13 protein-coding genes and 1 pseudogene are annotated in these 21541 nt (G+C 43.5%); 2 read left to right on the top strand and 12 right to left on the bottom strand.

Annotated features, from left to right (window positions below):
- Positions 1 to 16: 16 nt before the first annotated feature.
- From OCV81_RS00590 to OCV81_RS00570, 5 genes and pseudogenes are all read right to left on the bottom strand, one after another.
- Positions 17 to 880, bottom strand: a pseudogene (locus OCV81_RS00590) (glycoside hydrolase family 5 protein); the annotation flags it as partial.
- A gap of 163 nt (positions 881 to 1043) precedes the next feature.
- On the bottom strand, positions 1044 to 2585 hold the full coding sequence (locus OCV81_RS00585) for a cellulase family glycosylhydrolase (protein WP_262639846.1): 1542 nt from the start codon (positions 2583 to 2585) through the stop codon (positions 1044 to 1046).
- A 60-nt stretch (positions 2586 to 2645) separates the two neighbouring features.
- The gene (locus OCV81_RS00580) at positions 2646 to 3902 is read right to left on the bottom strand and encodes a hypothetical protein (RefSeq protein ID WP_022352842.1); all 1257 of its coding nucleotides are present in this window, start codon (positions 3900 to 3902) and stop codon (positions 2646 to 2648) included.
- 23 nt (positions 3903 to 3925) lie between these two features.
- On the bottom strand, positions 3926 to 5602 hold the full coding sequence (locus OCV81_RS00575) for a SusD/RagB family nutrient-binding outer membrane lipoprotein (RefSeq protein WP_148327722.1): 1677 nt from the start codon (positions 5600 to 5602) through the stop codon (positions 3926 to 3928).
- Positions 5603 to 5636: 34 nt separating this feature from the next.
- Entirely contained in the window at positions 5637 to 8759 is a 3123-nt protein-coding gene (locus tag OCV81_RS00570) for a SusC/RagA family TonB-linked outer membrane protein (RefSeq protein WP_262639864.1), read from the bottom strand.
- Positions 8760 to 9191: 432 nt separating this feature from the next.
- Between OCV81_RS00570 and OCV81_RS00565 the strand changes: the two genes are divergently transcribed.
- Both OCV81_RS00565 and OCV81_RS00560 read left to right on the top strand, forming a co-directional pair.
- A complete protein-coding gene (locus OCV81_RS00565; RefSeq protein WP_148327721.1) occupies positions 9192 to 13220 on the top strand; it encodes a hybrid sensor histidine kinase/response regulator transcription factor in 4029 nt (1342 codons plus the stop codon).
- A 259-nt stretch (positions 13221 to 13479) separates the two neighbouring features.
- Positions 13480 to 14838, top strand: coding sequence for a transposase (locus OCV81_RS00560; RefSeq protein WP_148327720.1), 1359 nt, complete (start codon positions 13480 to 13482; stop codon positions 14836 to 14838).
- 261 nt (positions 14839 to 15099) lie between these two features.
- On the opposite strand, the gene OCV81_RS00555 is transcribed toward OCV81_RS00560, so the two are convergent.
- From OCV81_RS00555 to OCV81_RS00525, 7 genes are all read right to left on the bottom strand, one after another.
- Positions 15100 to 15951, bottom strand: a complete 852-nt coding sequence (locus tag OCV81_RS00555) for an alpha/beta hydrolase (RefSeq protein ID WP_262639843.1) — start codon at positions 15949 to 15951, stop codon at positions 15100 to 15102.
- A gap of 252 nt (positions 15952 to 16203) precedes the next feature.
- Positions 16204 to 18303, bottom strand: coding sequence for an ATP-dependent DNA helicase RecG (gene recG / locus OCV81_RS00550; RefSeq protein WP_148327719.1), 2100 nt, complete (start codon positions 18301 to 18303; stop codon positions 16204 to 16206).
- A complete protein-coding gene (locus OCV81_RS00545; RefSeq protein WP_148327718.1) occupies positions 18303 to 18971 on the bottom strand; it encodes a 2-C-methyl-D-erythritol 4-phosphate cytidylyltransferase in 669 nt (222 codons plus the stop codon). The genes recG and OCV81_RS00545 overlap by 1 nt, the downstream gene beginning before the upstream one ends.
- Positions 18971 to 19519, bottom strand: a complete 549-nt coding sequence (locus OCV81_RS00540) for a DJ-1 family glyoxalase III (RefSeq protein ID WP_148327717.1) — start codon at positions 19517 to 19519, stop codon at positions 18971 to 18973. Before OCV81_RS00540 ends, OCV81_RS00545 begins: the two co-directional genes overlap by 1 nt.
- A gap of 25 nt (positions 19520 to 19544) precedes the next feature.
- A complete protein-coding gene (locus OCV81_RS00535; RefSeq protein ID WP_148327716.1) occupies positions 19545 to 20384 on the bottom strand; it encodes a TonB family protein in 840 nt (279 codons plus the stop codon).
- A 14-nt stretch (positions 20385 to 20398) separates the two neighbouring features.
- Complete coding sequence (locus OCV81_RS00530) at positions 20399 to 20815, bottom strand: ExbD/TolR family protein (RefSeq protein ID WP_072541576.1); 417 nt, start codon at positions 20813 to 20815, stop codon at positions 20399 to 20401.
- A gap of 6 nt (positions 20816 to 20821) precedes the next feature.
- Positions 20822 to 21541 (bottom strand): MotA/TolQ/ExbB proton channel family protein, encoded by a 720-nt coding sequence (locus OCV81_RS00525; RefSeq protein ID WP_072541575.1) that lies wholly within the window; start codon positions 21539 to 21541, stop codon positions 20822 to 20824.

The following is a 21541-nucleotide window of genomic DNA, read 5'->3' as shown; positions in this document are numbered from 1 at the left end:
AGCTATCTTTGTAATCCCATATAGACCAGGCGATATGCAGACTGTCAAATACGGAAATCACATCCTTGAACCATCTCAAAGCATCGGCCTTGGGCGCTTTCTCATACACACCGAATTCACCGCAATACAGATTCAAGCCTTTTTCATCAGCCACCTGCTTTGCCTTTGACAGGTAAGCAGCCAGCATCGCCTTGTCCCAGACCATTCCACGGAAACGTTTCGTTAATTTCTGGTCAGCTTCAGACAACGCCTCAAACTCTTGCTTGGTAACCAATTCTCCCGGATAATACACGGGACCCTGGTAGTTGCCAAATTCCGTCCAACTGGCCCGATAATGGCTCAACAAGAACGGCTCATAGAAATGGCAGCTCAACAAGATATTCCCATCGCCCTTGGGCACTTTCAGAAACGGGAAAGTGTACACCCCCTGCCACATATTGGAACCGATGACCAAGACTCTTTCCTTTTCCTCCTTTCGAATCACCTGATACGCTTTCTCTACCAGCTTGTTCCAGTCCTCATGATTGGGAGCGGTAGGCTCATTCATAATCTCATAAGCCACCTCGGAAGTAGGATATTCTTTCAGTTCCTGTACCAGTTCCTGCCAAAGCTGAAGAAAATGGTCCTGGGCTTCCGCACTTTCCCACAAAAGGTTCTTCTTGCCGTCATGACCGGCATTGAAATAATGCGAACGCACAATATGCAGGTCTACAATCACCTTCAAATCGTTCTGCAGTGCCCACTGGATACCTTTATGCAGATAAGAAAACGCCTCTTTGTCCTTTTCACCGTTTTCATGCCACAACACTTCTTCATCAATCGGCAAGCGTACATGGTCGAATCCAGCCCGGGCAATCCGGTTAAAATCCGTCTCGTTCATTCCCTTCTGTATGGAAAGGCCGTTCTCAATCCGCTGCGACAGCCAATGGCTCAGGTTGATACCTCGTTTAATCTCAAAAACCTTTTGCGAAGAGGCATAACCTCCTACAAATGAAACGGTCCACAGAATAAAAAATATCAGTTTTCTCATACAGTTCTTCTATCTAAAATGGATATTCCGTATCACAACCTTTCATAATACCTTCCAACATGGCTTTGGAAACCTCATCGGTAGCCATTCCATTATTCCTGTCAAACAACCCAAAATATTCATTTGTAAAATCAGGAACAGTATTGAAACTTCCGTTATCCCAAACAACAGGCACAATTCCATTTGCTCTGGCTGCCCGTGTCACATACTCCATATAATATGCACGAGAAGCAATCTGTTCCGTTTCATGTCCAATTGAACTGTTCACAGTAGTCACAGCACCATATTCACCCATTACTACAGGATATCCTTTATCCACCCAGGACTGCTTAATCTTACCAAACAGTCCATCTACATAATCCTCCTGTTCATTTGACACACCCGTATTATACTGAATAAAATCTTTTCCCCAGAAATATACAGACTCTGTATAGTCCGCAAAATCCATATAAGAATAACCAGCCGGGCGATAGAAATGAAACTCTATGGCTATTCTGTTTTCCACAACATCCGTAGGAAAGTTCAATCCATCGAATGCATAATCCGGATTCGTTGCATAAGTTTGAATAATTAGATTGCGGTAATAATTCTTTCCTCCAGTAGTACGTACGGCATCTACAAAACATTGGTTAAAACTGTTCTGCACTTCCAAATTTTCCACAGTCGGCGCTTGCCAATTGATTTCCACCTCATTGGTACCGGAGAAAATCAGATGTTCATCATAATCACGGAAATACATTGCAATAGAACGCCACAAGTTTCTTTCTTTATTCAGCACTTGTTCCGCCTCAGCTCTCAAAGGGTGACTTTCCAGCCAATCTTCATGATGTGTGTTCAGAATTACATACATGTCATTGTCTATACAATAGTCTACCACTTCCTTCACCCGGTTCAGCCAGTCAAAACGAACTTCACTCATCGTACTTTGGTCTGTGACATGCGGATACCATCTGACCGGAATGCGCACGGCATTGAATCCAGCTTTTTTCACGGCATCAATCATTTCTTTTGTTACCTTGGGATTTCCCCATGAAGTTTCCGCATCCATGTGATCAGACAATCCTTCATTATAACTTTCCAAGGAATTTCCCAAGTTCCATCCCACCTTGATGTTCTTGAATAAAGCAAACGCATCGTGCTCTACCCCAGTCATGTCAGGTTCGTAATCTGTAGATGAGGATTGAGTCGTAAAACTGATCTTCACCTCCACGCTATTCTTAAACTCATCCACCAACACACCTTGAGGAATCTGTAATGTGTAACGAGTGCCAGGAGCAAGACCAGCCACCTCAAGAATCACCTTTTCTCCATCAAATCTGACATTTTTCAATTCACCATCCGGTTTCAGCAAAATCTGACTGAAATCGGACGTTTCGGTTTGCATTGCTTCATTAAAAGTCAATGTGATTTCAGCTAGATTAAAATCCACTTCCTCCGCCCCGTCGGCAGGAGAGGTCTCCACAAGGGCTGGCATAACGACCTGTTCCTTTTCCTCAGAACAAGAAACGCACATCCAGCCTACCAAAAACAGTAAAAACAATGCAATATGTTTCATATACAACATTCTCTATTACAATTTAAAACATTTGACACATATATTTCTTCAAGCACTTAATTATTCCAAAGTCACTTTATCCACATAATACCCATGTCCTACACAGAGGAATCCATCCTCAGCCAGAATCTTCGACAAGATTTCCTGAGTAAGCACTATTTCCACCACACCATCTTCCTGGAATTCAATTACAGAGGTACCCGGCAAATCATTCCAATAACCAGTTGTCGTACGTATCTGATGATATTCTGCTTCAGGAGCTACTGAATAATAAATACTCATCTTACTTCCTGCTACAATGGAATTGAATCTATCAAGAGGAATCAGATTGAATGTCTTATTCGGATTTCCATCTTCATAATCCCATGACACATAATGATGACCTTCCCAAAGTACCATAGCTCTTGTAACAGCAAATGAAACCTCCGTACATAATTCTTTTTCCGAATAGAACCGAATATTTTCTCCGTTCACATCCACCCCTTTCAGCGTATATTCTCCATCAGAAAGAGAAGGACAAACAATTGCAATCTCAGTGTTACTCTGACGTACAAAATCGGATACAGACTCCCCATTTACATTAAGAGAAGCTATTTTATCCAGATTGATACCTGTCATTACCCATTCATTTCCCGCATTGGTGCGCTTAAATCCGTCTGTTATCACAGGAGTATCAGATACCGTCAGCATATTGCCTCCGTAACGATTTCCTTCTATATCCATCAGACTAATACGATAAGTTCCACTTGCCACGTTTTCCGGCACATCGTATTCAATATAGTTTCCATTTTCATCACTACCAACTCCTACCACCGGAGCTTGTGTTTCTCCAATAACCACATTCTTTACTACAATCAGATTCACGCCATATAGCCGTGCCCGTGAGCCTTGCGCCACAATACGTTCCAGATTCACTTCTTCCGTCCAAGGTTCTCCCTGAAGCGGACTTACCACAATCTTTCCTTCTCTGGAAGTAGACTGTCCTTTCGTTGTAGTTGCAACAACTTTCAGGGAATAGGTACCTGCCTCCAACGGAATATCTATTTCGGTACCTTTCTGTACTTCCACTCCATCAATCAGCCAAGTCACATCCGTATAATCAGAAGGTGTCACAGTCAACTTCATCGTAAAGTTGGCACCATGACTTATCTGTGAAATAACAGCAGGCTCCCCATTTACCCAATCCGGAAATACAGGGTCCAGAATCTGAGGATAATCATCCTCCGTGATGGTTGAGAAAGGTTCTTCCTCTTTGCATGAAATGCCCAACAATCCCATGGCCAAAAAAGCCATAAGCATTAAATATATCTTTTTCATATCTTTCTTATTTAAATGTTATCTTAATCTTCAGTATCCCACCATACATGGCTATACCAGCTGTCTTTACCACCCATCCGCTGCAAGGCTTCGTCATAATTCTGCTTATTGTAAGAAGACTCCAGGATAGGATAACAGAAACGCACTGGAATTTCCTTTCCATCTGTCAAGTATTGCTCAAATCCATATTCAGCAGGCGATTTCAAGACCGGATAACCGGAACGTCTGAGGTTGGCCCAACATTCAGACGGATTCAGGAAATGCAGAATCCAAGCCTGGGTATTGATTGATTTCATTCGCTGCTCATTGGTATAACCAATTGGATTATTGCTATAATATTCATTAAACTCTTCATCGGTAATCGGTTCACAATCGTAATGAGCAGAAAGGAAACTCATGGCTTCCCTAACTCCACGCTTATAATATTCCTCTACGGACATTGATCCTACATTCCATCCTTTTAATACAGCTTCTGCCATCAAAAACATGACTTCGGAATAAGTCATCACAACTCCCGGATTGTCACTCTTCAGAAAAGTTGTTGCCAACTTCGGCTCTACCTCACGTGCCACAGTATAGGTAATACTCGGATTGTTTTTAGCCATTTCCTTTAAAATATCACTGTCATATCCTGTAGGCCAAGGTTCCCAAGAGAATGCACCTGGTACACAAGGTTGAAAAGCAATACCTTTTTCAATCATCTCGTCGGTCAAATCCACCCGATTATCAGGACTAGTCGTACTCATCAGTCCGTCATAATAACAACGGGCAATTCTGAACGTACGTGGGTCACCGGTGTCATACAACTGGTTAAAGAAAGTAGAGCACAAATAAGTCGGATTGTTAGCCGGATCGTTTCCATAGAGCAATTTAGACAATGCATTACCTCGATAATCAGAATATGACTCCGAACCAAAGCTATATGAAATCTCCATATACTTAATCAAAGCATCGTCACTCGCACTTTCAAATACACCTCCGTCAGCCTGCAATGCACTCTCAAATTCCCGTTGAGCTCTTTCCGGATCTACATTGGAGATTCTCATGGCAAAGCGCAATCGAAGAGAATTGGCAAATTTTTTCCACTTCTGAATGTCACCATCATAAATGACATCACTGGTTATCTCGTCCTTCGTCGGGTCAAACTGTGCAACAGCCTTACTCAACACTGTAAAGAAACTGTCGTATATATCTTTCTGCTCATCATAACGAGGAGTAAAGATGCTTTCCAAATAACCTTTTCCTGCTTCACTATAAGGTACATCCCCATACAAATCGGTCATGACGGACATCGTATACACATAAAAAATATTCAAAGCCGCATTGATATTCACCTTTTCCGGGTCATCCTTCGTACGATATTCAGCATCTACCAGATTCGCTACTGCCCCCGTGTAGCCTAAAGTCCATCCATATCCCATAACATTGTTGTCGATAAAATGACGGCCACCATGAAAAGTTGTATTCCAGCACCCCATGAACTGCTGATTAAATGCATACAAGTAATTTCTGAAAATATCTACCATATCCAGCCGTCCGTATGTCTGCAATTCTGCAGTAGTAAGCTGTGCATTGGGATCAATCACATCAGCTTTAGACGGGTCTGTGTTCATATCCTCCAGATAACTATCGCTGCAAGCATTAAAAGAAAAAGAACATGCAGCCAACAGCATCGCCAAAATTGATTTATTGTATTTCATATCTATTTTATTTAAAGTAACCATTCAATTCCAATCAGAATTTAATATTCACATTGAATCCATAGCTTTTACGTGAAGGTAACGAACCATATTCCAATCCCATACCCGTTGTATTGTTATAGTTCGAATCCGGGTCTATATTAGGAATGTTTTTATACACGATGAACGGGTTGCGTGCCACAAACGAAATGGTCAGGTTGTCCACCACATTCTTAAGAAGCTTCTTCGGGAACTGGTAAGTCAAAGTCAACTCACGACATTTTACATACGAATTATCATAAATAAACATGGAAGGAGCATTTCTACATACACTCATCCAATAATCCTCGGGATTAATATAGATATCATTAGGACGATAAGTTCCATCCCCATTGTCAATTACACCCGGAGCAATGAAACCACCTGTAGGTTTCCAATCGGGTGATCCCTTGGGCAAACCAGCAGCCTTACGTTGTTCTTCGGAACGATACCATTCTTCACGACCTTCCAACGTAGCCAAGCTCTTTCCAGACTCATAGGCCGAACGAGCAGACATAGAATAAAGATCTGCTCCCACTTTCACATCAAAGACAGCAGATAATGACAAATTTTTATAAGCCAACGTTGTGACAAGACCTCCAGTCCAATCCCAAGAAGCATTACCCAGCACATGTGCACTCTTGTCGTACATAGGTAAACCTGTAGAAGAATCAATCAAGATATCTCCATTTTCGTTACGCTGAAAATCAGGACCAATAATGGAACCGTAGTTTTCACCCACCTTGGCTGCCACTTGTACATCAAGCCACGAAGCTTTTTCCAATTCAAACATATCCATACCGTCAACCAGTTCCTTCACCTTATTGTTATTCTTGGAGAAGTTCAGGTTCAAATCCCATGAAAAGTCTTTGGTTTGAATCAAACGGGTATTCAAAGCAATTTCAACACCCTTATTTTCAATCTCACCCGCATTAATCAAACGATAGTTATATCCAGAACTCCAAGAACTGGCCATTCCCATAATCTGGTCCTTACTAACTTGAGAATAGTATGTAAAATCCAAACCTATGCGATTATTCAAGAACTTTGTTTCCAAACCAACTTCAAAGGAATTTGTTCTAGTAGGCTTCAAATTTTTATTAGGAACAGTATTATTATTGATGTATCCTATTGTATAACCGGGATAGGTATATTTCGATTTCGTATAAAGAAGTCCCAGCTGATACGGATTGGTATCACTACCTACTTGTGCCCACGACATACGAATTTTTCCATACGGCAATACATTTTTCTTATTGATAATTTCCGAGAAGATAAAACTGCCTGAGAACGATGGATACAAATAAGAATTATTATTCAACGGAAGAGTTGAAGATTGATCAGCACGCAACGTAGCATCAAAATATACCATGTGTTTCCATCCCAGATTGACAGCTCCATAAACTGAATTAATCTGTTTGCGATAGGTGTTCTGCTCTACACTAATTTCATTGAAACTGAGCAAGGCAATTACATCCCGAATCTGCATGTCTTGTGCGGTGGTTACGGTAGTCAGATTATCTACTTTAAACATATTTCCACCCAACGTTCCACTAAAATCAAAATCTCCCCATGTATTATTATACAATGCCAGCAATTCAAAGTTATACATACGGTTTTCAAAAACACTGTTCTGCAAACGGCCTGCTTCGAATCCAGGAGTCGTCGGTGCCTGATAGTCTTCAAAGGTAAACCAGTTCATTTCTGAGCCCAATGTTCCCTGCAATTTCAAATGAGGCGTAATGTTCCAGATTGCTTTTCCATTCAAGCGGAACTGATCTTTCTTGGAGGTATTCTGGTTCTTATATACGCCCCAATATGGATTCACATTATACGGGTCCATTCCGTTCCAGTTACTATAATCTCCATTCTCATCCTGATAGGTCTTCAGCCATTCTTGATTATACGTCGTAGCTAATGTCATCAGATTCTTTCCGATATTAGCCTTACTGTCTCCCATAGCCGGACGATTCTTCACATCCTCACGTGTATAATTCACGCTGAAATCCAGGTCTACTTTTGCCAAAGATGTATTGGCACGCAATGAAAAATTGTTACGGCTCATATTCGTTTTTGGAACGATATCCTTGTTTCGCATGTCTGTATAAGAGAAACGGACTCCTGTCTTACCGGCATTGGAAGTAATAATGGCGGTATTAGTAGCCGTCAAACCGGTACGGAAAAAGCCGGAAGTATTGTCAGGAATAATCAAATACGGACGTGATACCCCATCAAAATAGGTCAACATATTTTTACCATCGGCTTTTGCTCCCCAACTGGTATTGGTATTAGAAACCGCATCAATGCTGTACGTCCCATTACTACCCATACCATACACCTGCTGAATATCATTCCATTTTGACAACTGTGTATCAACTGTCAAAGTTCCATTGTACTCCACACTGAATTTCTCCTTTCCATCGGCTTTCTTGGTGGTAATAAGAATCACACCATGGCTGGCACGGCTACCATACAATGCTGAAGCGGCAGGCCCTTTCAATACTGAAATATTCTCAATGTCATCCGGATTAATGCTGGATATTCCATCTCCCAAATCATATCCACCATACGTACCGGCACTACCGTAATTTGTATTATCCAAAGGTACACCATCAATCACATACAACGGCTGATTGTTTCCTGTCATTTCTGTACTACCACGCAAAATGACACGGGTAGATCCAGAAGGACCACTGGCAGTTTGGCTGACAACCAATCCTGGAACACGTCCTGCCATTGAGTTAATCACATTGGTTTCTTTTGCTTTAGTAAGAGATTCACCTTTTACTTCGGCTACTCCATATCCCAAAGCCTTTCTCTCCCGTTTGATTCCCAAAGCTGTTACAACCACTTCATCCAACATCTGATTGTCTTCCTTCAAAGTAATCTTCATCGCTCCGGTGGTAGCTTTTACTTCCTGGGAGGCATATCCTACATAACTGATGACGAGAATTGTCCCAGGTTTTACATCCAAGGAAAAACGACCATCCAGGTCGGTAATCGTTCCGTTACTTGTTCCTTTTTCTACTACGGAAGCTCCAATAATAGGACCTTCCGCATCCGAGACAACGCCTGTAATTTTTGCTGTCTGCTGCATTGCCCATAAACAACCAGGGACCTCAGCTGATACATGTGGCATACCTCCCAACACACAGAAGGAAAATGCCCCACAGAATAATACTTTTTTACTTACTGTTTTCATAATATATGATTTTAGTAAAACTTATTTGTTCCAGCAGCTGCTATCCATCATTCAACGAATGGCTACCGCCAAGAACACAGAAAACAAAGATTTTTTCAATTGCAAAGTTAAACGGGAATACTTCACTGCAGGGGCTGATATGTATTACAGTATATCTCCGATTGTAGAATCAACATTTCATACCCTATTTTTAAACATTCACCCCCCCCTGAAAGAACTTGCACAATTTAAATGAATATTATCTTTGCAAAAAATAAATGACCGAGAGAAGATTTCACTATTTTTGTGAAAACCGGATTTGACTTTTAAGCGGTTTTACACGTAAGATACCTGACCTTATTGAATACACGTAAAAAGATACATTCATACATGAAAGCACTGATTCTATTCTTATTTTGTCTCTTTGCCCAAATAACACTTGCCCAAGACAGCTATTTGTTCCGCCATCTTACGGTACACGATGGACTTGCCGACAACGAAGTCATAGACATGTTGAAAGATCATGAAGGATTCTTTGGGTGTGTAACAGAAAGTGCCATCAACCGTTTTGACGGATACAATGTCAAGCAATACCTAAACACAGAAAATGGATTGAACTTGGCTACATCTGTAGAACAAATACAGATGGATAAAGAAAACCATATTTGGATAAAACGCTATGGATATTATTTCGTATATAACAGAGAAAAGGACCAATTTGTCGATGCACAACCTTTACTGCAGCATTATCAATTGCATGACAATACAAGCCCACAAAAAATTTTAATTGACGGACAAAAGAATATCTGGTCTTACAATGGAAAAATCATGAAAGTGTATGTACCCCAACATCGGCATACTTATACTATAAACAACTTACCGGAAAACATCACCTTTTTCTGTGCCCAAAAAGACCGTTTCTTCTACGTGGATAAAAACAATCACCTCCACATCACAGATCTTTTCAACAAGCATACATACGCAACCCTCTTTTTAAATAAAGAGCTAGGCACCGAAAATCATTTAAACTACAAACTTTTTGTCGACAGTGACCTTGATATTTGGGTATACAGTTCAAATACGGAAGGACTCTGGTTGTTCACTCATGATTCTGACAATAGTTGGAAACTAAGCACTATCGGAAAGACTTCACTGCTACTGAAAAATAAAGTCATCAGTATTTGTGAAGATAATTTTCATCAGGTATGGATTGGCTTGGAATATGATGGCATCAGCATTTATGACAAACAAACACATCAGTATACGCATATTTCTCAGAACCAGTCTCCTTATTCGTTAGGTAGCAACAAAGTGTGGTGTTTTTATCAGGATGAAGAAAATACTATGTGGGTAGGTACAATGCGCAACGGAGTATCTTACTACAATCCTCACTTTTTCTCTTTTACCAAAACTTCACTACCTTCTGCCGATGATATCTCCTGCCAAATAGAAGATCACGAACATAATTTATGGATTGGTACCGACGGAGACGGTATCTATCGAATAGATCCCCAAGGAGAAGTCAAGATATTCAAGAAAGAATTACATAATTCTTTCAGCAATAAAATCACCTGCATGCACATTGATACCCACAATAAAATCTGGGTCGGTACCTACCTTGATGGATTCGGTTATTATCAGGATAACAGTTTTCATCAACAGCCCTTTTCTGCCCAATTTCCCAAAAATCCCGTCAACAACAGTATATGGAGTATCACAGAAGACCATAAAGGGAACCTATATTTAGGAAACCTGAAATGCGGGTTGCATGTTTTTAATCCTCATACCGGATATTTTCACACATTTACCCCTCAAAACTCACAACTTGCAGACGTACATGTCATGAATGTCTTCTTCGACCAAAAGAAATCCTTATACATTGCAACTTGTAAAGGCACCTACGTTATGGACACCGATAATCAGGAGATAAAAAGCATACGCTACAACCGAAAACATACACAATCCATACAAGATACCATCCAAAACAGTGTATATGTAGACAGCAGAAACTTGCTGTGGATAGGAGGACGAAAAGGACTCACCATATTCGACATGCGCAAGGATAGTATTTATTATTTAAACAAGACAAACAGACTGGAGGGAAACTTCGTACAAGGAATTACAGAAGACAATAATCGAAATATCTGGGTAGTAACGACCGATGGAGTCACTCAGATTGAAATAAGAGTTGACAACAATGGACGTGGATACATTTTCCACTGCCTTCCATACTCAAAAAACGATGGATTACAAACATCCGACTTCGTACATAATTCCATCTACAAATCACAAAACGGACACATTATAGTAGGAGGAAACGGAGGATACTATGACATCAACCCTAACCTGAAATACGACAAGCCCATCTCAAAAGTGATATTTACAGAATTAAAAGTGCTAGGTAATACCATCACAGTAGATTCTCTGTACAACCATCATAAAATTCTGAGTCGGAACATCGAACTTACTCGTCAGATTGTCCTTAAATATAATCAAAATAACCTCAGAATAAGTTTTTCTACCATGGAATACGTACGAACCCATAACATATTGTTCTCCTATCAACTGAAAGATGTCAATACCCAATGGATTCCACTTGAAAGTAACTACGTAACCTTCAACAACATGGCTCCCGGTAAATACGAACTACAGGTGAAAGCAACTAATTCCGAAGGATTATGGAGTGAACCTACTACACTCTACATAGAAATTGAACCGCCTGTATGGTTAAGCATTTATGCAAAAACATCTTATATTCTTTTAGCTATAGCTATACTTTCATATATATGGTACCGAAAAGACCAAAAACACAAACGCAAAATGAAATACAAAGAAATGGAGTTCGAGGCCCAAAAACAACATGAAATCGATGAAATGAGACTGAATTTCTTTACAAACCTAAGTCATGATTTCCGTACCCCGCTTTCTCTGATTATCGCTCCTCTTGAAGAAGTCCTTAAAAAGTACAAAAATGAAGACTTCACACCCAGTCTGAATATAGTGCACAAAAATGCCCTGGCACTTCTTCATTTGGTAAATCAAATACTGGATTTCCGGAAAATTGGTGCACAAGAAATGAAACTGCGGCTGGAAAACGGCAATTATATCCAGTTCATAGAGGATATCCTCAAACATTTTTCCATCTATGCCGATACCCATAAGATTTCTATCACTTTTGAAAAAGGGATTGATTCTTTGGCAATGCAGTTCGATAAGGAGAAAATGCACAAGATTTTCATGAACCTGCTGTCCAATGCTGTAAAATATACAGGAAATCCAGGCCAAATAACCGTCAAGGTATGGATGGAGGATGAAAAGGTGTTTACCAGCATTGCCGACAATGGAAAGGGTATCCCAGACAGTGAGAAGGCCAAAGTTTTCGATGCATTCTACCAGCTTCCTAACCGAGACATGTCTTATGGCAGTGGAATAGGCCTACATATCGTAAAAGAACTTTTGGTTTTGCACCATGGAAGTATTCACATAGAAGACAATATTCCCACAGGAGCAGAATTTATCTTCTCCATTCCTACCCTCCCGGTATCCGATGAGATTGAAAACAGGTCTGAAACTCAGGTAGAAAACGTAGAGGCTATTTCAGCACAGGCCACAGAAGATGAAAAAAATCTCACACAGACCACTCTGCTGATAGTGGAAGACAACCAAGACCTACGCCTCTTCCTGTCCGACTCTCTGAAGAAAGAATATCAGGTTTTCGCAGCTGTAGATGGTCTTCATGCATTGTCAATCCTTAAAAAAGAGTCCGTCGATATGGTTATTACAGATGTGATGATGCCTAATATGGATGGTCTGGAGTTATGCCGCACCATCAAGAACGATATCAAAATCTCGCATATCCCGGTCATTATGCTAAGTGCGAAAGACGACATAGAGCATATTACAGCCGGGCTCACTGAGGGAGCGGACGATTATATTGCCAAACCTTTCAATTTAGATATCCTGAAGCTCCGTATCAATAAAATACTTCATTGGAAACAAGATTGTCACAGAAGATTCTCCATTTCAGACATCTCGGTCAGCGACATTACCTCCAGTTCCTTGGATGAATCCTTTATTCAGAAAGTGATAAAGACAGTAGAAGAGCATATCGAAAGTCCTCAGTTCTCAGTGGAAGAACTCAGCAGTATCATCGGGATGAGCCGTAGCAACTTGTACAATAAACTCATGTCAATTACCGGAAATTCACCCAGCGAGTTCATCCGTATCATCCGGCTCAAGAAAAGCCTGAAACTCCTGGAAAAGACACAGATGACAGTTGCCGAAGTAGCTTATAGAGTGGGCTTCAACACACCTAAGATCTTCACACACTACTTCAAGGAAGAATATAAAATGACACCTACGGAATATCGGAAGAAGAAAGAAGATACGCAAGGCCATTGTGAAGAACCTGCTTCATAGCTCGCCTTCACAACGCCTTTAAGTTCATATCTGCACTGAATCCACCTAGACACAGGGTTCTTGGAATAAATCAGGAACCCCAAGACTTATATTTTCCTTGTTCTTGAAACTTTATAGGGACATTCAGTAAATAGTATAAAATCAGCCAACTAATTCATACACAAAGTGTTGCGAATTAGCTGTTTTTTTTGTATCTTTAGGTATTCCCCCCGAAAATAAGGTTTGACGGCCAAAACGGGGGAAATACTCCAACCAAGATATGGCAAAAATACAAAATATTTCAGAAATTCAGCCTACTTTGGACTTTACAGAATTTGATATTCTGGAAAAATACCGCAAGAGTTTTAACGAGAGGGAGCTTGGCAGGCTTCACTCGGTATTTCCGTTTGAGCGTATGGCAAAAGCCTTGGGCCTGTCGGAACAGCGGCTGGGACGCAGGAACATCTTCAGCCCTGCGGCAAAGATTGCCCTCATGATCCTTAAAGCCTACACCGGATTCTCCGACAGACAGCTGGTGGCACATCTGAACGGCAACATACACTACCAGATGTTCTGCGGAATCATGATAGACCCGTCCTTTCCCATAACCAACTACAAGATAGTCAGTGCCATCCGCAATGAGATGGCATCCCGTCTTGACATTGAATCCCTCCAGGAAGTGCTGGCCTCACACTGGAAGCCTTATCTTGAGAACCTTCACGTGTGCATGACCGATGCCACATGCTACGAAAGCCACATGCGTTTCCCCACAGACATGAAACTCCTCCGGGAAAGCCTCTCATGGCTCTACAGGCATATCTGCAGGCATTGCGGGGAGCTTGGCATAAGGCGTCCGCGTAACAAATACAGGAATGTGGCGGAATCCTATCTGTCCTACTGCAAGAAAAGAAAGAGGAAGGCTTCACGCACAAGGATGCTCAAGCGCCGTATGATCAGACTCCTTGAAAAACTTCTCATGCAGCGGGATGGAATTCACAGGAAGCATGGGGGATCACTCCGATATACTCAGGATTACCGGAAACGGCTTTCCATCATCAGAAAGGTTCTTGTACAGGAAAAGGAAATGTTTGAAGGACGGAAAGTCAGTGACCGTATCGTCAGCATTGACCGTCATTATGTACGTCCCATCGTAAGAGGTAAGGAAACGAAATCCGTCGAGTTCGGTGCGAAGGTCAACAACATACAGATAGACGGCATATCGTTCATCGAACACCTCTCGTTCAAGGCTTTCAACGAGGGCATACGCCTGAAGGACTGCATCCGCATGCAGCAGAAGCTCATGAACGTGAGGGTAAGATGCGTGGCAGCCGATTCCATCTATGCCAATAACGCCAACAGGAAGTTCTGTACGAAATACGGAATTTCCACTTCCTTCGTACGCAAGGGAAGGGCGGCCAAGGATGAACCCTTGAGGAAGGTTCTCAGAAGCGAACTTTCAAGGGAGAGGGCCACCCGGCTTGAAGGCAGCTTCGGCACACAGAAGCAGCATTACTCGCTCTCGAGGATAAGGGCACGGAACAGGAAGACGGAAATCCTGTGGATTTTCTTCGGAATACATACGGCAAATGCCGTACTGATGATTGACAGAATCAGGAACAGGACAGTTAAAGCGGCATGATATGATTTTACTGACAGAATAAGAAGAGGTCATTTGGCTTCTTCAGGAGTGTCCTGTCGGATAGAATTATGTGAGAATACACGAAAAAATGACAATAATAATGGCATATGAAGATGATAGAGCATAATCACTTCATATGCCATTTTATTTTTGGGGGACATTTACTGAATATCCCTACTTTATGAAATATCAACAAAATCAAGAGCACTAGCAGAATAAAAATACACTTTATATAAATCAGCTTTTACTTGAATGTAATAATTATTTACAGATACTCCATGAGAAATAGACCAAAGCCATCTTCAATGAAGTATGCCAATATCCCCAATCGTGTGCTCCCGCCCTCACACGCATCTCATAATCAATCCCTTGCTGGCGAAATGCTTTTACTAAATCCATATTAGCTTCCAAGGTAAAATCTTTATCTCCACAATCCACAAACCACCGTACGGTCTTCCAATTTTCAACTTGCTCCTTTGTAGCCTTCAGAATGACCGGAATTGGATTGCAATTTTCTACCAGTTGCTGACGCCATTCCGCACTGGGGTCGTTTTTCAGGAACTCCATCGGTTGTCTGCGCAAATAACCACTCATATCGAAAACCATAGTAAAAAGTTCAGGATGATGAATACCATAAACTACAGATGCTCCACCTCCCATGGAGAATCCAGCGACTCCCCGATAACGTTTTTCTGCTTTAATTTTATAATGCTGTTCCATATAAGGCATTAACTCCTGAAAAAAATAATCTTCATATTTCCAGTGGGGAGCATTAAACCAAATCATATTGTTCTTATTAGCCTCCGGACAGATTATAATCATTTCTTCCATACATCCTTGAGCCACCAAAGAGTCGACCACTGTCTGTAACCGTCCATTTTCTTCCCATTCTGTATGATGCGTTCCTCCCCCGTGCAATAAATACAATACCGGATAGGTCCGATTATCCGTTTCGGAATAACTGGCTGGCAAACAGATGGAATACTCTCGTTCAGAAATGGTTTTCAAAAGTTTGCAAGGCATTGTTTTCCGTTCAATTCGACAACCTCCATAAGCAATCAACGGAGCAAGCAATGCAATACAAAAAAGATAAAGTTTTGTTTTCATATGCATAGTATTTCTTGTTTTATCCTGTTGTGTGGGGAACAAAGGTGTATATGTTACAAACCTCGTAAAATTTCCTCACAAACACAAATAATAACGACAAAACTTCTTATGAACTTCAGAAAACGAAGTCACATTCCACCTCCAGCATCAATCATTTGGAACAAGATACTAGCATTTATATTTCAAAAGTTCCGGCATTCGCCTTTCCATGCATTCATATTCTAAGATTTACATACAGAAAAAGCAGTCCCTCTGTCATCAAGATATCACCGACCAGTTCACATTCTTCTTCCGGAGTTCTTTCAATTGCTGCCAAACAATCCGGTTCTCCGGTTTTATGCCCTCAGGATCGTCATCCAAGAGGCGTTCGGCAATGCCACGGACGTATTGCAGCAACTGCCCGTCTTTGGCGATATCGGCAATCTTCAAGTCAAAGGCCACCCCACTCTGCTGGGTACCTTCCAAATCACCGGGACCACGCAGTTTCAAATCAGCCTCGGCAATCTCAAAGCCGTCGTTGGTCTGCACCATAATCTCGATACGCTTGCGGGTTTCTTCTGTCAGCTTGTATCCAGTCACCAGAATGCAATACGACTGGTCAGCCCCCCGGCCTACTCGTCCACGGAGCTGGTGCAGCTGGGAAAGTCCGAAACGTTCGGCATTTTCGATGACCATTACCGACGCATTGGGCACATTCACCCCTACTTCAATCACGGTAGTGGCCACCATAATCTGGGTTTCATTGGCCAGGAAGCGTTGCATTTCCTCCTCTTTCTCGGCCGGTTTCATTTTGCCGTGTACCTTGCTGACCTCGTATTCGGGAAATTCCTCGCAAATGTGCAAATAGCCTTCTTCCAGGTTCTTGATGTCCATCTTCTCACTTTCCTGAATCAACGGATACACAATATACACCTGACGTCCCTCTTGAATCTGTTTGCGCATGAACTCATACATGCTTTTCCGGCGGTTGTCAAACTGATGGATGGTCTGGATGGGTTTTCTGCCGGGAGGCAATTCGTCGATGACCGACACATCAAGGTCGCCATACAAAGTCATGGCCAGCGTACGAGGAATTGGAGTGGCCGTCATGACCAGCACATGGGGAGGACGGGTATTCTTGCCCCACAGCTTGGCTCGCTGGGCTACTCCAAAACGATGCTGTTCGTCAATAACCACCAGTCCCAACGAAGAAAAGTTAACCGTATCCTCAATCACGGCATGCGTCCCAATCAAGATATGCACATCCCCTGTTAATAAGTCGCGGAGAATCGTTTCCCTGCGCTTGCCTTTCACGTTGCCGGTCAGCAATTCTACCCGCACCGGCATCCCTTCCAAAAAGTGGCGGATAGTTTCATAATGCTGGGTAGCCAGAATTTCGGTAGGAGCCATCATGCAGGCCTGGAATCCGTTGTCCAAGGCAATCAGCATGGTCATCAAGGCCACCAAAGTCTTTCCACTTCCCACGTCTCCCTGCAACAGCCGGTTCATCTGCCGCCCGCTGCCCATGTCGCGACGCATTTCCTTGATGACACGTTTCTGAGCCTCCGTCAACTGAAAAGGCAGGTGATGGGCATAAAAAGCATTGAAAATCTCGCCTACATGCTCGAACACCAATCCCCGGAACTTATTGCGGCGTTCCTTGGTGTAACGGAGGATGTTAAGCTGCACATAGAACAGTTCCTCGAATTTCAGCCGATACTGTGCCTTGCGGAGAAGTTCTGGATTCTGCGGAAAATGAATGTTATATAATGCATCGGTCAAAGGCATCAGCTGGTGAGCCGCAATCAAGGACGGACTCAGGGTCTCCTCAAAGATTTCCTTCTGCAAGGCCTGAAACAGATTCTTCATCAGCTTTTCCAGCGCATGCGAATTCAGGCTGGTACGCTTCATCTTTTCCGTGGTATTGTAGTAGGGCTGAAGCCCCATGGTGGAAAGAGTGAGTTCCTGCGCCGGGTCGATGTCGGGATGCGCCACGTTGATACGCCCGTTGAACACCGTCGGCTTTCCGAACACGATGTACTCCTCGTTGGCCTTGTACTTTCCAGTGATGTACTTCAATCCCTGAAACCACACCAAGTCCACCACGCCTGTACCGTCAGTAAAATGTCCTACCAACCGACGCTGGCGACCTTCACCGAACAGTTCAAAACTTAGAATCCTTCCGCGCAACTGAATATAAGGCATGTTGCCGTCAATCTCGTGAATATAATACAAACGGCTGCGGTCCACATACTTATAGGGGAAATAATACAACAGGTCACGTAAGGAATAGATATTCAATTCCTTATTCAGCAGGGCAGCTCGCTGCGGTCCTACCCCCGGTAAATATTTCACGTCGCGTGTGGATAAGTCAAACATCAGTCGTCGATAAGAGATTCAGCTACTTTCAGGTCAAAAGGAGTGGTGAGTTTGATATTTTCCCGATTGCCAAGTACCAGGTGTACCGGCTGTCCTAATGCTTCCACCACCGAAGCATCGTCGGTAAAGAAAGGCTTGTATTCCTGTGCGTATGCCCGTTTCAACAGTTCCACCGTAAAGACCTGCGGTGTCTGCACCAACTTGTATTCATTGCGCGATACGGTCTCACTGCCTCCTTCGGGCAACAGATGACGTACGGTTTCCACCACATCCGTCACAGGCACTACGGCCTGCAGAGTGGGGGCCTTCGCATAACAGTCCGCAATCACTTGAGAAGAGACGAAAGGACGAACCCCGTCATGTACTCCGACTATTCCGTCTTCCTCCACCAGAGCCAGTCCGTTTTTCACGGAATGAAAACGGGTTTCTCCCCCTGCCGCAATCCGATGAGACAAGGCAAAGCCATACTCAGCACAAAGGTGCTCCCAGTAGGAACGCTGTTCCACCGGAAGCACCACTATCAGTTCAATCTGCGGGTCACAGGCATGAAAAGCCTCCAGCGTACGCATCAGTACCGGTTTCCCTTTTACCGGTATGAACTGCTTGGGAATCTCTCCCCCCATACGCAGGCCTTTTCCTCCCGCTACCACAATGACATATTTCTTCATTATGCCAGCAACATTCCTTTTTTCACTTCAAGGGTCTTTTCTGCACCGGCATATTTTTCCAGAATGGCAAAGCCAAAGGCAGGTGCGGCACCCGGACCTTTACCCAAAATGAAATTGTCCACGATTTCGACCATGTTGCCTGTATATTCCGCTCCTTCCAGGAACTTGTCGAAGCCCGGATAGCAGGTTGCTTTCTTGCCTTTCAGCAAACCACGCTTGCCATAAACCATCGGTGCGGCACAGATGGCAGCCAGCGGTTTTCCGGCAGCAGCAAAACTCATGATCAGCTTGTCCAGTCCATCATGTGCATCCAAGTTAGTGGCACCTGGCAGTCCTCCGGGAAGTACAATCATTTCCACTTCTTCCTCTTTCAGGTCTTCAAACAACATATCGGCTACAATAGGTACCTGATGAGAGCTGGTCACGGTCTTATTGCCGGTTACAGACACGGTTTTCACATTCAATCCGCCTCTACGCATGATATCCAACGGGAACATGGCTTCCATTTCCTCGAAACCTTCAGCCAAAAAGATACAAACTGCTTTCATAAATCTATCTGTTTAGAATTAAAAATTATCTCAATTTAAAATAATAGGTGATGGTACCACTCTGGTTGTTCACCCCATCCACCGCATTGAAGCGGGCTTTTCGGGCCGCTTCTTCCGCTGCTCTCCGCAATGCCGGATTTACCGTGTTCGTTCGCTTATTGATACTGGTACTGATGACCTGTCCTGCGGGATTTACCACGATAGTCACCACCACGCGACCCTCATCCTGTACGTTGTACACCGGCACCGGAAGGTTTCCGCTGCCCAGCGAACGACCGTTCAAATCGAAAGTACCATAACCGCCTACCCCACTCGTCTTTCCAGTGGAGGAATTTCCGGTAGGACTTCCCTGCAAACCGGCACCGGAGGCATTGCCTTTACTTCCCATCTGGGAACCCTTTCCAAAAGCACCGGCTATCTTGTTGGCAGCCGCCTGTGCCGCAGCCTTTTCTGCTTCGGCCCGTTTCTCTGCCTCGGTCTTCTCCTTAGGCTTGTTCACAGTCTGCGTTTCGGTCTTCACTGGCGTTTTCTTCGGCTGCTCCTTCTTGGGTGTTTCTTTTTTCGGGGTTTCCTTTTTCACCTGCAAGGAAGGTTCATCCTGCTGCGTAATCATCGGTTGCTCCACGGCGGGTGCCTCAGCAGCCTCTTGAGAAGAGGATGGTTCTTCCGACGGCATCATGTCCACCTCAGTCAAGGTATAAGGGTCGGCTTCCCCTTCTGCCAGTTCCGTGTTGCCCAGCATCACGGGCACACCGCCCTCTTCCTGCTCTGCCGGCACGGTCAGCTTCAGGAAAAACAGCAGCAGCAACACCAGCAGGTGCAAAACCACCGTACATACAATTCCGATTACCTTATTTTTTTTCAACGTCACTCTGCTTTTTAGTTTTTATCCGGACGGCGAGTTGCCAAGACCATCTTAAAATGATTCTCGTTCGCAATATTCAGCACCCGAACGATTTCACGATACGGAATGGACTCGTCGGCATACAGGGCTACATACATTTCCGGTTCTTTCCGGGCACATTCCTGAAGAAACGCAGCCACCTCATCGATGGCCAGCGGCATTTCATCCTCGTTGCCGAAAGCACCATAATAGTTCAGGTCTTTGTCAATGATCACCCGCGCCATAGGTTTGGCCGAAGTCTGCTCCGAACCTTGAGGCAGAAGCACCTTGATGGCATTCGGCGATACCATGGTAGAAGTAATCATAAAAAATATCAGCAGCAGGAAAATCAGGTCGGTCATAGACGACATGCTGAAGCTGGGTGATATTTTCTGTCTTCTCTTTAATGCCATACGCGTTTATTTTTCAGTCGGTTCATTCAACAAGTCCATGAAAGCCAGTGTGCGTGCTTCCATCTGACTCACCACCTTGTCCACACGGTACACCAGATGGTTGTAGGCAAACATCGTGGCAATGCCGACCACCAATCCGCCCACCGTCGTAATCATGGCTTCGTAAATACCGCTCGACAACAAAGTGATGTCGATGTTGTTGCCCGCATTGGCCATGTTCCAAAAGGCACGCACCATACCAGTCACCGTTCCGAGGAATCCCAACATCGGTGCCCCGCTCGAAATGGTAGCCATGATAGACAAGCCGTTTTCCAGCTTGGCCACTTCAATGTTTCCAGTATTTTCAATGGCGGCCTGCACATCGGCTACCGGACGGCCCATACGGGTAATTCCCTTCTCAATCATGCGGGCCGAAGGAGTGTTCGTAATGCGGCAATAGTTGATGGCCGACTTGATTTCGCCCGACTTGATGTAGTCGCGGATGCGGTCCATAAACAAAGGATCATCCTTTCCCGCCTTACGGATGGCTACTGCCCGTTCAAAGAAAATATAGAAAGCAATTACCGACATCACAGCCAGTACAATCATAATCCAGCCTCCCTTGCAGGCCATGTCCCAAAGATTCATCTGTGGCTCACCGGAAGAAACCGGAGTCAGTACCGGATTTGCTCCGGCCATTGTGTCGGCTACAGCCTGAGCGGCAGCCAGTAAAGTTAATGTCATCAT

This window comes from Phocaeicola fibrisolvens (assembly GCF_025567125.1).
In the GTDB taxonomy this organism is placed as follows: Bacteria; Bacteroidota; Bacteroidia; order Bacteroidales; family Bacteroidaceae; genus Phocaeicola; species Phocaeicola fibrisolvens.
Note: the sequence above shows the minus strand (reverse complement) of the source record. Positions and strands in the feature narration are given on the sequence as shown.